The organism is Natronocalculus amylovorans, assembly GCF_023638035.1.
Taxonomy (GTDB): domain Archaea; phylum Halobacteriota; class Halobacteria; order Halobacteriales; family Haloferacaceae; genus Natronocalculus; species Natronocalculus amylovorans.
Window position 1 is genome coordinate 616222 of sequence record NZ_JAKRVX010000001.1, and the last position, 12983, is coordinate 629204.

Sequence of the window (12983 nt, forward strand, 5' to 3'; positions counted from 1 at the left end):
CGGATACTCAGGCTATGTGAAACATCCGCATACTCAAGCGTATTGACCTCGAATGGTTTGTTGATGACTTCGAGCGATCGGCATGGAGCATTTGCAAGTCGAGAGCCGGAGACGATCGATGACACCACAGAGTTGTATCTGCTTGAGGAGCACACCCACAAAGGTGGCTGGGTAACAGCTGAAATCACCGGCTGGCAGCGAGACGGTGAGGAGGTCATTGTTTCGTTTGCGCTTCCTACAGGCGAACGTACTGAGACAACGTATCCCTGGCCGACACCGAAAACGTTTGATGAGAATTCATTTATTCGGTTGGTTCGATCGCTGGGCTACAGTGCAGCCTCGATCGATTATATTGTTGGCGAACGAGTGTTGGCACGAGAACACAGCGAGTCATGGACGCTCATTCCTCCACAGGATACCGATTACGAGCGAACACAGCCGCTTGGGGCCGCGTGGCTCGTCCCGCTGTTTGGCTCACTGTCGATTGTTGAACGGCCGATCGATCTCGCAATGATCGGTATCTGTGCGATCTTTCTGGCGATTATGCTTCCTGGCTTTGCAGCGGTTGCGTTTGGGCCTGTCTCCCTTCTGGTATCGATCTCCTCAACGATCGCACTCCTCTCGTTCGTCTTCGGGATTCTATGCATCGGGACTGCAAGCTTGTATGCTCGGCCGGACTAGCATAAAAAACGCTACTTTGCGTGGTTACGGAGCCGCGTTATCCGTTGCCCGAGCGGTGGCTGAATCTCAACCCACGTCGTCCAACTTGCCTGTTCTGGCGTAACACCCCGTAGGTCTGCAACCTGCTCAAATGCATCTGCGAGTTCGTTCGGGCCGACTTTGTCTGCCGCATTTCGATCGGCGCGGAACTGAAACTGCCGACCGATCCAAAACAGCGCAAGCGCAGCAACTGCAAGGATAAACAGCCCATCGCTAAAGCTCAACCAGCCAGCGAACATTGCGGTCGCAATGCCGAGCACGGAGCCGGCAGCAACGATTCGGTACTCCAAATAAAAGAGCCGCGCACGTTCCGCTTCAGCAGCCAGGAGCGCGGCTGCAGTATCGGAATCAAGCTCTTGGATAACATAATCGGAGACGATAAGATATCGGCGCCCAGGTGGTCCGCGGATTGAAAGCGTGATTGAGTGCTCACCGATCGTCTCAACGACACGATACGCTGCAGGTGTAAACTCGGAGACAGTAAGCAAATCGTCGATGATACCCCGCTCAGGATCAGTTGGGAGACGGGCATCACGGAAGCGAAGCAACAGCAGCGGGCCAAACAGCGCAGCAACAAAAAAGAGCACAACAGAAACGCTCACAAAAATGAGTGGGTCGACTTGGACCTGTAGTGGCGTCGTCCCAAAAACCACCGCAGTATCTGGAGGCAAACGCATTGCGATCGAGTGCATACTGGTGGATTCTGGCGAACTGGTGAAAGGATTTCGTTCAGGAGATGGAGGCTACGGAGGGAAAGACAGTTGAAGACCCGTGACAACCCATTGAGTATGCGCATTGCCGTGCCTAACAAAGGCCGTCTCCACGAACCAACGCTCAAACTGCTTGAGCGAGCAGGGTTACATATCCAAAACGGTGCCGATCGGAAACTCTACGCTGAAACGGTCGATCCGGACGTAACTGTCCTGTTTGCCCGTGCAGCGGACATTCCGGAATACGTCCATGATGGCGCTGCAGAGATCGGCATTACCGGTCTCGATCAGGTCAGAGAGTCCCGCCGAGAACTCACCGAACTGCTTGATTTGGAGTTTGGTCGCTGTCGGCTTGTCCTTGCTGCGCCGGAGGATGGCGACATTACAGCGCCAGCGGACCTCGCTGGCAAGACAGTCGCAACCGAGTTCCCGGAGATTGCACGATCGTATTTCGCTTCGTTGTCGATCGATCCCGATATTGTCGAAGTAACCGGTGCAACAGAGCTGACACCACACGTTGAGATGGCCGATGCGATTATCGATATTACCTCTACCGGAACGACGCTTGCAGTCAACCGATTGGCCATTATTGATGACGTGCTCGAAAGCTCAGTCCGGCTGTTTGCCCGATCGGATGTCGTCGATGACCCAAAAGTCCAACAAATCCAAACAGCGCTCGATTCGGTGCTTGCCGCGAACGGCAAACGCTACCTGATGATGAATGTTGCACGCGAGGACCTAGATGCGGTTCGAGAGGTCATTCCGGGGCTTGGTGGCCCGACAGTGATGGATATTGCAGGAACGGACGACGTCGCAGTGCATGTTGTCGTCAACGAGCGTGAAGTGTTTGAGGTCATCACCGATCTCAAACGTGTTGGTGCAACCGGAATTTTAGTCACCGAGATCGAACGACTCGTCGAATAACCTCATTTCAGCGCGGTATATGAATATCCTACTTGTTGGAGTTATGTTCTGTGCTATCCACCAGGGGCAGTCATTGCGATCGTAAGAATTCCAAAGAGAACGGTCCCAATGATGATTGTGACGACGATATGGATTACTGTAATGTATGCCGTAATCCGTCGTGACTCGCCGTAAAAGTAGTTGATTGCAGCCCCATCCGCAACGATCGCAAGCGGGAGCGACACAACTGCTGGAACTCCAAGTGCCTGTGCGACAACGGAAATAACAGCCGGAATTGGGCCAACGCCGAACGCTTTGATAACTGAAACATCACCAAGCACGTTTCGAGCGGCAATATGGGCCGTAGTGGAGAGAAACACGGCAAACAGTCCAACAGTCCCGATAATTGCAAGCGTAGATGCGGCCTGAAGGACGATCGGCGAAGAGAGTGCCATTACGATTCTATAGGTAATTGCACAAACTATTGGTTTCGGTCTGGTACTGTGTCATAAGAGTCCGAGCGAGTCAAGACGCTCGCCGATTACGGAAACCGCACTTGTAGCATCCTCCGGTTGTTTTCCGCCAGTAATCACGAGTTTCCCGGACCCAAATAGCAGTGCGACAACCGCAGGCTCATCAAGCCGATACACAAGCCCCGGAAACTGCTCTGGTTCGTACTCAATATTTTCTAAGCCAAGTCCGATCGCAATGGCATTTAGATTGAGTGTCACACCAAGGTCGGCACTTGCGACAATGTTTTGCACCGTGATTTCTGGATCCTCGTCGATCGGAAGCTCAAGCGCACGAAGTTTATCAAAAACGATTGCCAAACTCTCATGGACAGCATCGATCGAGTTTGCACCGGTACAAACGATTTTTCCGGATCGAAAGATGAGGGCAGCAGATTTTGGCTCTTGGGTCCGGTAGACAAGCCCTGGAAACTGCTCTGGGTCGTAGTTTGCACCGTCAAGATCCATCGCAACGTGTTGGAGCTCAAGTTCATGTCCAATCGCGGTGGAGGCAACGACGTTCTCAATCGAGATTGAGTCCGTGGGGTCCGTCATGACGTATGTATAGTTTGTTAGAATCATAAAAGTGAGTTATCGATCGGCCGATCGGCTGGTATGCAGTTGTGTTGAACTCCGCGCAAGGGTTCGAAGGTTGACCGCTGTAACGAGCACACCCAGCATTGTAATCATGACCGGAATCCCGATCGCAATGGCGCTCTCATAGATGGAGAGAAAGCCGAGAAAACAGATGACAAGCGCGGTTGATTTGACCACCGCGAATCCGATCGGGGTTGGTTGCTCGGAGAGAAGCAACCGAATTGCAGGATTCGCCTCGACGATATCGGCTCGCTGCACCGCAACAACGGTCGTAATGTAGTCACCAGCACCATAGAACAGGAGTGCAAGCAGCCACCACTGAAGTTCAACTGAAGTGAGTGATGGCGTGAGGGAGGCAAGGACCATACAACCTATGTTAGACACCCATACATCAGTACTTTCTCCTTAGTGGAGGTAATGAGACAATTCTATCGGATACAGCAGCGATCGATATGCTGATTTAATCGCTCCCCATTCGATCGAATGTGTACTGTCTCGAACTTGCTGGCGAGTCCGACTCGTTTGCCATCTGTGAGGCGAAAACGGTATCATCTGCAGTTGAGCACGTAGCCCCTGGGCTTGCAACTGCCCGAGGTATCGATCGTGATGGTGTTCGCCGACTTGCATACACGCATTCAGCTATCGAGCTCATTGCAAAGGCGGATGCAGATATTAGTGGCGCAGCACTTGCACTCGAGGCAGCCTCATTCGATCGCACAGGATCGATCGCAGTACGAGCACGTGACGTTCGCGGAGCGACCGGCGTAAGCACAAGCGAGGCTGAACGAACACTTGGTGGCAAGCTCGTTGAAAAAGGGTTTAGCGTTGACCTTGAGAATCCGGATCACGAGCTGCGTGTGCTATTTTCGGAGGGTGACGTGGATGGGGAGCCTCGATCGGTCTGTCTGCTCGGCTGGGTTGCCGTAGAGAGCGTTCGGGATTTCCAGACACGAGCACCGACGGATCGGCCGTTTTTCCAACCCGGGAGTATGGCTCCGATCGATGCCCGTGCGTTTGTGAATATCGCTGGGGGTGGCCCCGGAACAACCGTCCTTGATCCAATGTGTGGGACTGGAGGGATCCTCTTAGAGGCCGGATTGGTGGGAGCGCGACCGATCGGAATCGATGCACAAGCGAAGATGGCGCACGGTGCAGCGACAAACCTCGAAGCCTATTTAGATGCAGACCAGGAGTTTGCCGTCTGTCGCGGTGATGCAACGGCGCTTCCACTCCGGGATGATTCGATCGACGCGGTGGTGTTTGATTCCCCATACGGTCGCCAATCAAAGATTGCAAGACACGAGCTATCCGAGCTGGTTTCCGGTGCACTGGCGGAGGTGCGCCGTGTTGCACCGCGGGCTGTCATGGTGGCCGATCGCTCATGGGACACCGAAGCCGAGGCGGCTGGCTGGACGGTTTCGGAGCGGTTTGTCCGCCGTGTGCATCGATCGCTCGATCGGCATGTCCATGTGCTTGAGTAATTACGAGTCTGAAGCACGATCAAATGTCTCAAAACAGAGGTAGCATCGGTAGAGATCATACGTTGTTGTCTCAAAAACGTCAGCGTCGGAGCTGACACTGTCGTGTGTCGATTGGTCGTACTCGTATGTCTCGCTTGCAAGCACAGTCCCGTCTCGAATTTTGAAACAGAACCGTCGATCGCAGCGTGGACAGCGAGGACGGCTGCGGAGAGCCGATCGGAGCATCGGTTGACTCCTACTACACGATCCGGTAGTAAATTGTTTGTGTCCGTCTAAACCGCCGACCGCCACCGTTGATCCCGTCTGTTTAAGCCACTGGCAACCTCCAACTGGAATAATGGCCGATTCGGAGCTTATTGCGGCGCTCAAAGATGCAAAGGCAGTACAGTATGGTGAATTCGAACTCTCTCACGGCGGGACAAGCGACTACTACGTAGATAAATACCTTTTTGAGACAGATCCAACCTGTCTGAAACTGATTGCAGAAGCGTTCGCTGACGCGATCGACGATAACACCGAAACGCTTGCAGGCGTTGCACTCGGTGCGGTGCCACTCGTTGCTGTGACGGCTGTTGAGATGCAGCTCCCATACGTTATTGCTCGAAAGAAAGCCAAAGAGTACGGGACAGCCAAACGTATCGAGGGCCGATTAAATGAGGGTGAGGAGGTTGTTGTCCTCGAAGATATTGCAACGACAGGAAAGAGCGCACTCGATGCAGTCGAAGCACTCAGAGACGCTGGTGCAGACGTTGACGTCATTTACGTGGTCGTCGACCGAGAAGAGGGTGCAAAAGAGCTGCTTGCAGAACACGATATTGAGCTTCGATCGCTGCTCACCGCAAGCGAGCTGCTTGCAGATCAATTGTAATCCCAGCGCTATTCATTTTCCGTGTCGTCTGTGGCTGACTGTTCAGCATATGATGAGCCGATCACATCTCGAATCCGATCGGCAGTAACGTTCCCAACGCCAGTCACCTCCAACAGATCGTCTTTTCTGGCAGTCATCACTTCTTCAACCGTTCCGAAGTGGTTGAGCAGCGCTTCTGCAGTGACCGGGCCAATATCTGCGATCGAAGAGACAACATACTCCTGCTGTTCGGCAAGCGTTTTTGTGGTTTTCTCGCCATGGACACGAACAGATCGCTCACGAACCTCCTGCTCACGTCGAGCGATCATCGCAAGCATCTCGGTTGTATCTTGTTCGTCCTCAGTTCGGAGGATGCTCACTCCGTAGTCGATCGCTAAACTGGAGACCGCACCACGAATTGCGTTCGGATGGATGTTCCGCGTTCCATACAGATCGGTCCCTTCAATGATAACGACGGGCCGCGAGTAGTTGCGAGCTAGGTCACCAACTTGCTCGAACATCGACCGATCGGTGCCTGTCAGCGTGTCAAGGAAATCGTCGACAGATTTTCGTTCGACAGCAACCCGATCGGAGAGCACGTAGTCGCCGACAGCAAGCGTCTCAAGCCGGGTCGTGATCCCCTCACGAGTTGAAAGATCGCGTGCAATGGTGGAGTCGAGTTCACGCTGGTCGATCACAACCTCAACCTGGTCGTCGTCAGCAGTACCCGCAGTCGCAACAATCCCGCCAGACTCGGTTTCTTCGTCGGGAGTGGTGTCGTCTGGGTTTGGTTTCGATTCCGATTCTGATTCTGACGCTGATTCGTCTGTATCGTCCGATTCCGATTTCATCCCGAAGTCGGTGAGTCCTGGCTGGCCGTTTGTATGTGATCGAGACTGTGGCGCTGGTTTCTCACGCTGTTCTGTCGAGCCCGATCGTGCTGGCGTGTCAGTGCCCTCGGTTGTGTCGGTGCGATCGGTGTCCCCATCAGCTGAATCAGCGTCAAACGATGATAGTCCGGACTGTGTGCCCGCACTGAGTTCGGTTTCAACATCAGTGGCGAGCTGTTTGAGTTCGCGGAGCTCAGATTCCATCTGCTGTTCTTTTCGGCGGGAGATCCAGAAGTACGCCTCATCTCTCGTATCCTCTGCCATCAACACAACGACACGGCCTTCGTCTTGCCTTCCGGTTCGGCCTTTTCGCTGAATCGATCGGATCGCAGTCGGGACTGGTTCATAAAACAACACGAGATCGACCTCCGGGACATCAAGCCCTTCCTCTGCAACCGATGTTGACACTAAGACAGTGAACTCACCGTTTCGGAACGCGTTGAGCGTCTCTTGCTGCTGTTTTTGTGTCATTCCCGGTGACCCTTCCTTGTTTCCTTGCCCAACAAATCGTTGTGCGTCAAAGCTCTCCGAGAGGAATTCGGTCAGCGCCTCCGCAGTATCTCTCGACTCGGTGAACACAATGACTCGATCGCCGCCGTTGATTCCAAGCGTTTCCGCGAGCAAGATTCGTGTCTGTGAGAACTTCGGATGGAGTTTGTCGTAGGTCTCGGCTTTCCGCATCGCACGCCGAACATTTGGATCCGCAACAAGTCGCTGGCTGGCTTTTGACGCACCGGATGACCGAGCGGCGTTGCGCTGTCGATCGAAGTATCGACGGACGGATTCGACACTTTGGGTCTCAACGAGCTCAACCGCTCGTTTGAGCTTCATCACCTCCGCATGGACCGACATTCCTTGGTAGCCTTCTGATTTATCGTTGTCAATAAGTCGTCGCAGTTTACCGCCGATCGTATTGAGCTGTTTTTGAGAGATGTCGGGTGACGTGGCGTTCGTGACGCCAAGCTCTTTGAGCGATTGGAGCCGTTCGGTAATCACTTTGTTGAGTAGGTCGCGAATCTCAAGCAGTTCTGCTGGAAGGTCGATTCGCTTCCATTCAACCGCTGTGTCATGGGTGTACTCGGAGACATCCGCGTCCTCTTCGGACATCACCTCGACGCGATCGAGGCCAAGGTTCTCACAGACGGTAAGAATATCTTCCTTATTCCCACCGGGTGACGCACTCATTCCAGTAACGAGCGGTTTCGAAGCATCTGCGTGATACCGCTCTGCAATATAAACGTATGCGTACTCACCGGTGCCGCGGTGACACTCGTCAAACGTGAGGTGGGTGACGTCCGCGAGGCTAATTCGGTTGCCAACAAGATCGTTTTCGACAACCTGTGGGGTTGCAATCACGATCGTTGCATCATCCCAAACCGCTGCTCTATCGTCAGGTCGAACGCTGCCAGTAAAGACAACAATCTCCTCATCAGGGATCGAGAGCGCTTCCCGATAGAAGTCCGCGTGCTGTTGGACAAGCGGCTTTGTAGGTGCTAAAAAGAGTGCTTTGCCACCAATATCGTGCAGTCGGGTTGCAGTAACAAGCAGACTAACGGTCGTTTTTCCAAGCCCAGTTGGAAGGCACACAAGCGTGTCATCGGTCCGAGCCGCGCCTGCAAGTTGGATCTGATAGAGGCGTCGCTGAATAAACGAGGGATTGAGAAGCGGGTGTTCAACGTACGCAACGTCGTCTGTGACCGCCATTATCTCGTGTATGAGACAGGGCCTGTTAAGCGTTCGTCAAGCGCAGTGAAAGTAAAGTTAGGATTGCTCCTGAGTATTGTAGGCCTCGTCAGCGTGTTTGGCAAAGTCCACAGCAAACAGCTGTTCGCGTGGCCGAAGCGCAGATTCACAGACGCGCTCGCCGGTGAGTTGTGCCCACTCAGTTACTTTTTGTCGATCGCGTTTGCTCATCTCATCTGTAGCTAACCCCACAATCGATTATAATAGTTTTGCCAATTGTCACTCGGTGGCGACCCAACTTGGGAGCTGTGTACGATCCATCCACGTGACAATGAGAACGTGTGGAAGTGTAAGCAGTGCAATGCCAACAAGATACACTGCCAACAGTGAGTTGGCGTCAATACCCACTGAAAGGCCAATGAACAGCCCAACAAAGACGATTAGAGAGGCGGCTGTGAGTGGTGCAGCATCAGAGCCGAACTGGCGGAGTGCAGTCTTGATCGACCCTCGTTCGATCGCAGCCACAGATCGATCATCGATCGCAGCGAGCCGCCCAATATGACGAATGCTGTGCCAGCATGCAAAGTAGACGCCGATCGCAAATACCGGCGGCAGTACCCAGAAGTAGATCCAAAGCAGGCCGATCTCGGCGCAGTTTCCCAGCCATCCGCGGTGCGGATCGATACCCGTATGCACACGATAGTAGCCAAGCGCAATGACCACAAGTGTAAGAACCGTGAATGCAATAACGCCACCAATACGGATAGATGGATCAAACACGACCGCGAGCATCGGGACTGCAGCAGGATCAAACAGCGAGACGATCGCCACTGCAACCTGCTCATACTGGCCTGGATGCGAGAGCAGTGGAATAAACATTGGAAAGCCACCGCGAAGCAGAATTGTGAGCCAGCGATCGACTTGATTTCCAAGCGAATCCAGCCCAGACACTGCATAGAGAGTGTAGACGTCGCCTTGCCCCCAGTGGTACCATGTGAGCAGAATAAAGCTCACAAACGCGAGCGCGGGTGACAGCAGCCAAAACAGCAGATACGCTCCGCCCGCGAGGGCGTACAACGCCCCAACAAGAGCGAACGACCGGCGACGAGGGAGAGACATCAGACGTGCTGGAACAAGGTGGTCAACGGCACCATGTGGGAGTCCAAAAATAACCACACTCAAGAGAAACGGGAGGTACAGCACTGTTTCAGGTAGCCACTGAATCAGTGGTGAGAACAATACAACGCCACCAAGCAGGAGCATTGGCCACCGAACGGTTGTTTGGGAGAGCGCTGACTGAACCGGGAGCGAGAGTCGTAGTGAATGGCTCATTGATTGTTCAACTGTTCGTCAACTGTATCTGCAGCCTGCGTTGCTGTGGGTGGTGTCTCAACCGTTGGGAGGATCGTCGCGATCGGCGCGGGCCAGCCATATGTGTCCCAGTAGTCTAGAACCCACTCAAAAAGGACCAGCCCGTTAACCGTCATCAAGCCAGCCACAAAAAAGAAGAGCATCTCCTCAATCGGGAGACCGAGAACAGCGATACCAGTCGTGTACTGCTCGGAAATAACCCAGGTCCCAATTTCGATCGCAATCCGATCGGTAACCCACAGATAGAGTGCTGGGACAAGTGCTGCTTCGAGCCAGATTCGCGGTGTTCGGATCAGGTAGCCACCACCAACGGCCCACTGGAGCATAATGACGGGGCCGACCCAGGCAATGAGCCCACCAAGATAGAGGTACGATGGGTCTTGGAAAACAAGCCAGATCCCACTGACAAACAGTATGAAACCCGCACCAACACCGAGGAGTCGCGGTCGCCATGCAAAGTCCCCGGCGCGGAACGTTGGGTCAAAGCCACGGAGGTAGAGATAGAGCCCAACAATAACCGTTTGAAAAATAAAGAACAGATACTCTCCAAGCGGGATTGAGAGTACCGTCGCCACTACCGCACCGTCACCGTACCACCAGACACCACGCTGGATCATATAGCTCCCCCACGGGGTCGTATAAATAAATGCGATCGTCACTAAAATGGAAATCCCGATTGCGCCGCGAATTGCTCCTGTACGATCGTTTCTGTACAGCAGGAACAAGAGCAGTCCAATAACGGGGAGAATAAATACTGCATGGAACTGCAAGTATGTTAGCTCAACCATGTTGCGGACAAACACCGACTTGTAGCCAACGTGCTAAGCACCCAACACCCATTGATACCATATACTACGTAGGGAGTCAAAATAAATCCGCGGGCCGAATTAGCTGTCGTCTGCGTCCAGCAGTTGCCGATCTTCAAAGATTGCTTCAAGCTCAGTCATGGAGCTAACGGTGAGATCACAAGCCGGCTCAACCGCTGGCTTTGGAATAAACCCGACTGCAAGTCCCGCAACCTCAAGCATCGGGAGATCGTTTGCGCCATCTCCGACGGCGATCGTGCTTGCAAGCGCAACACCTTCACGCTCGGCCAGTGCTTCAAGCTGTTCGTCTTTGGTTCCTTCAATGAGCGGTCCAGTGACAGCACCGGTAAGCTCGCCATTCTCGATTGGCAACGCATTGCTGACAATTGCATCTACTTCCGCACCGGCTGCATCAAGCGCCTTTGCAACGCCACGCTCGAACCCACCAGTAAGAATGGCAACCGTGTGGCCTGCCGCACGGAGTCTGGTAATGAGTTCACCAGCGTACGGTCGGAGTTTGACTTCGCTATATGCCTCTTCTGCCAACTGCTCATCAAGCCCAGTCAGAAGTTCTGCACGGCTACGGAGGCTCTCTGCGTAGCTGATTTCATCATTCATTGCTTGTTCTGTAATCTCGGCCATCTCGTCTGCAACGCCCAGTCGCTTTCCAAGAAGGACAGTCATTTCCGAATCCGACAGTGTGCCATCGAAATCGAAGGCGATCAGTGCCATATTTGTGTATATGCAGCAACTGGTTTGAAACTGCATCATTTCGGCAACGAACATCAACGCAGCAACAGGTGCGTGTGGGTCTCTAACAGACATATTCGGCCGACGTGGAAACCCTTAACCGGCATCCACCGGACCGTACAGACATGAAAGTTCTCGTCACGGACCCAGTCGCCGACGCGGGGCTCGAACGGTTACGTGAGGCAGGCTACGAGGTAACGATCGATTACGAAATCGAAGGAGACGAACTGCTTGAGGCAGTTTCGGACGTACATGGATTGATTGTCCGATCGGGAACGGAAGTCACAAAAGAGGTGTTCGAAGCCGCATCGGAGCTTATTATTGTTGGTCGTGCTGGAATTGGTGTCGACAACATCGACATCGAAGCAGCAACTGACCACGGTGTTATTGTTGCAAACGCACCCGAGGGTAACGTTCGTGCCGCAGCAGAGCACACCGTTGCCATGGCGTTCGCAGTGGCACGATCGATCCCACAGGCACACGCTCGACTCAAAGATGGGGAGTGGGCAAAGTCCGACTACCTTGGCACCGAAGTAAACAACAAAACGCTCGGTATTGTTGGTCTCGGACGGGTTGGTCAAGAAGTCGCAAAACGGCTTGACTCGCTTGGCATGGATCTTGTTGTATTTGACCCATACATTTCCCAAGAGCGCGCCCAACAGTTCGGTGCAACGCTCGTCGACGATCTCGGCGACTGTCTCGCACAGGCTGATTTTGTGACGATTCACACGCCACTGCTTCCGGAGACAGAGAACATGATCTCCAAAGAAGAGTTGGAACTAATGGATGGTGGCTATCTTATCAACTGTGCCCGTGGTGGCATTGTTGATGAAACTGCACTGGCCGACGCAGTTGCAAACGGAACGATCGAAGGCGCTGCACTCGACGTATTCGCTGAAGAACCGGTACCCGAAGATTCCCCACTGCTTGCTGTGGACGATATCATTGTCACACCGCATCTTGGTGCTGCAACGGAGGCGGCTCAAGAGAACGTTGCAATCGATACCGCAGAGCAGTTGATTGCAGCATTCAATCAGGAGCCGGTTCTCAACGCGCTCAACGCACCGTCGGTTGATGAGACCGCATTCCCACGAATCAAGCCGTATATTCCGCTCGCTGAAACCGCAGGAAAGGTTGCCGCACAGCTACTTGGAAAACGAATTACGGAGATTGAAGTGCTGTATGAGGGAGATATCGCAGCTGAAGAGATTGACCTGCTTACAGCAAGTGCACTTAAAGGCGTCTTCACACCGCTTGAGTGGCAGGTGAACTCGGTGAACGCGCCACAGCTTGCGAAGGACCGCGGCATCGAAGTGACGGAGTCTAAAACCCGACAAGCTGATGACTTCCAGAGTTTGGTGACTGTAACTGTCAGAAATGGCGACGAAGAGCTCTCCGTCTGTGGGACGCTCTTTGCCGGCGAAGATCCACGAATTGTCCGCATTGATGGCTATCGCGTCGATGCGATCCCGTACGGACACATGCTCGTTGCACGAAACTATGACAAACCGGGAGTCATCGGGTTTATTGGAACCGTGCTTGGAAACAACGACATCAATATTGCAGGGATGTTCAATGCCCGCGAGACGATCGGCGGGGAGGCACTCACCGTCTACAACCTCGATCAGTCAGTACCGGATGCCGTTCGTGACGAGTTGCTCTCTGACGATCGGATTATCGAAGTCAAAGAGATAACGCTCGACGATCAGTAACAGC

At 53.5% G+C, this 12983-nt stretch carries 15 protein-coding genes; 5 read left to right on the top strand and 10 right to left on the bottom strand.

What is annotated here, in order from left to right; translation table 11 throughout:
* The first annotated feature begins 63 nt into the window (after nucleotides 1-63).
* Nucleotides 64-681 carry a hypothetical protein gene (locus AArcSt2_RS03285; protein ID WP_250582876.1) on the top strand — a complete coding sequence of 206 codons (618 nt, stop codon included), beginning with the start codon at nucleotides 64-66 and terminating at the stop codon, nucleotides 679-681.
* Between the two features lie 11 nt (nucleotides 682-692).
* Here the strand turns inward: AArcSt2_RS03285 and AArcSt2_RS03290 are convergent, their stop codons facing one another.
* Entirely contained in the window at nucleotides 693-1412 is a 720-nt protein-coding gene (locus AArcSt2_RS03290) for a M48 family metalloprotease (RefSeq protein WP_250582878.1), read from the bottom strand.
* 96 nt (nucleotides 1413-1508) lie between these two features.
* Between AArcSt2_RS03290 and hisG the strand changes: the two genes are divergently transcribed.
* Nucleotides 1509-2354, top strand: a complete 846-nt coding sequence (hisG, locus tag AArcSt2_RS03295) for an ATP phosphoribosyltransferase (RefSeq protein WP_250582880.1) — start codon at nucleotides 1509-1511, stop codon at nucleotides 2352-2354.
* A 53-nt stretch (nucleotides 2355-2407) separates the two neighbouring features.
* Here the strand turns inward: hisG and AArcSt2_RS03300 are convergent, their stop codons facing one another.
* The 3 genes from AArcSt2_RS03300 to AArcSt2_RS03310 are packed head-to-tail and all read right to left on the bottom strand — an operon-like array spanning nucleotide 2408 to nucleotide 3805.
* A complete protein-coding gene (locus AArcSt2_RS03300) occupies nucleotides 2408-2788 on the bottom strand; it encodes a DUF7473 family protein (RefSeq protein WP_250582882.1) in 381 nt (126 codons plus the stop codon).
* A 51-nt stretch (nucleotides 2789-2839) separates the two neighbouring features.
* Nucleotides 2840-3397 (bottom strand): TATA-box-binding protein, encoded by a 558-nt coding sequence (locus AArcSt2_RS03305; protein WP_174652523.1) that lies wholly within the window; start codon nucleotides 3395-3397, stop codon nucleotides 2840-2842.
* 36 nt (nucleotides 3398-3433) lie between these two features.
* Nucleotides 3434-3805, bottom strand: coding sequence for a DUF5658 family protein (locus tag AArcSt2_RS03310; RefSeq protein WP_250582884.1), 372 nt, complete (start codon nucleotides 3803-3805; stop codon nucleotides 3434-3436).
* A gap of 119 nt (nucleotides 3806-3924) precedes the next feature.
* Between AArcSt2_RS03310 and AArcSt2_RS03315 the strand changes: the two genes are divergently transcribed.
* The gene (locus AArcSt2_RS03315) at nucleotides 3925-4920 is read left to right on the top strand and encodes a methyltransferase domain-containing protein (protein WP_250582886.1); all 996 of its coding nucleotides are present in this window, start codon (nucleotides 3925-3927) and stop codon (nucleotides 4918-4920) included.
* Here the strand turns inward: AArcSt2_RS03315 and AArcSt2_RS03320 are convergent, their stop codons facing one another.
* Nucleotides 4921-5145 carry a hypothetical protein gene (locus tag AArcSt2_RS03320; RefSeq protein WP_174652520.1) on the bottom strand — a complete coding sequence of 75 codons (225 nt, stop codon included), beginning with the start codon at nucleotides 5143-5145 and terminating at the stop codon, nucleotides 4921-4923.
* A gap of 112 nt (nucleotides 5146-5257) precedes the next feature.
* Here AArcSt2_RS03320 and pyrE point away from each other — a divergent pair, with 112 nt between their 5' ends.
* Nucleotides 5258-5788, top strand: a complete 531-nt coding sequence (gene pyrE / locus AArcSt2_RS03325) for an orotate phosphoribosyltransferase (RefSeq protein WP_250582888.1) — start codon at nucleotides 5258-5260, stop codon at nucleotides 5786-5788.
* 8 nt (nucleotides 5789-5796) lie between these two features.
* On the opposite strand, the gene AArcSt2_RS03330 is transcribed toward pyrE, so the two are convergent.
* From AArcSt2_RS03330 to serB, 5 genes are all read right to left on the bottom strand, one after another.
* Nucleotides 5797-8361 (bottom strand): DEAD/DEAH box helicase, encoded by a 2565-nt coding sequence (locus tag AArcSt2_RS03330; RefSeq protein ID WP_250582890.1) that lies wholly within the window; start codon nucleotides 8359-8361, stop codon nucleotides 5797-5799.
* Between the two features lie 57 nt (nucleotides 8362-8418).
* Complete coding sequence (locus AArcSt2_RS03335) at nucleotides 8419-8592, bottom strand: hypothetical protein (RefSeq protein ID WP_174652517.1); 174 nt, start codon at nucleotides 8590-8592, stop codon at nucleotides 8419-8421.
* Nucleotides 8593-8619: 27 nt separating this feature from the next.
* Nucleotides 8620-9672 (bottom strand): Brp/Blh family beta-carotene 15,15'-dioxygenase, encoded by a 1053-nt coding sequence (locus AArcSt2_RS03340; protein ID WP_250582892.1) that lies wholly within the window; start codon nucleotides 9670-9672, stop codon nucleotides 8620-8622.
* Nucleotides 9669-10499 carry a lycopene cyclase domain-containing protein gene (locus AArcSt2_RS03345; protein WP_250582894.1) on the bottom strand — a complete coding sequence of 277 codons (831 nt, stop codon included), beginning with the start codon at nucleotides 10497-10499 and terminating at the stop codon, nucleotides 9669-9671. Before AArcSt2_RS03345 ends, AArcSt2_RS03340 begins: the two co-directional genes overlap by 4 nt.
* A 99-nt stretch (nucleotides 10500-10598) precedes the next feature.
* On the bottom strand, nucleotides 10599-11249 hold the full coding sequence (gene serB / locus AArcSt2_RS03350; protein WP_250582896.1) for a phosphoserine phosphatase SerB: 651 nt from the start codon (nucleotides 11247-11249) through the stop codon (nucleotides 10599-10601).
* Between the two features lie 143 nt (nucleotides 11250-11392).
* Here serB and serA point away from each other — a divergent pair, with 143 nt between their 5' ends.
* Nucleotides 11393-12979, top strand: a complete 1587-nt coding sequence (gene serA / locus AArcSt2_RS03355) for a phosphoglycerate dehydrogenase (RefSeq protein ID WP_174652513.1) — start codon at nucleotides 11393-11395, stop codon at nucleotides 12977-12979.
* Nucleotides 12980-12983: the final 4 nt, after the last annotated feature.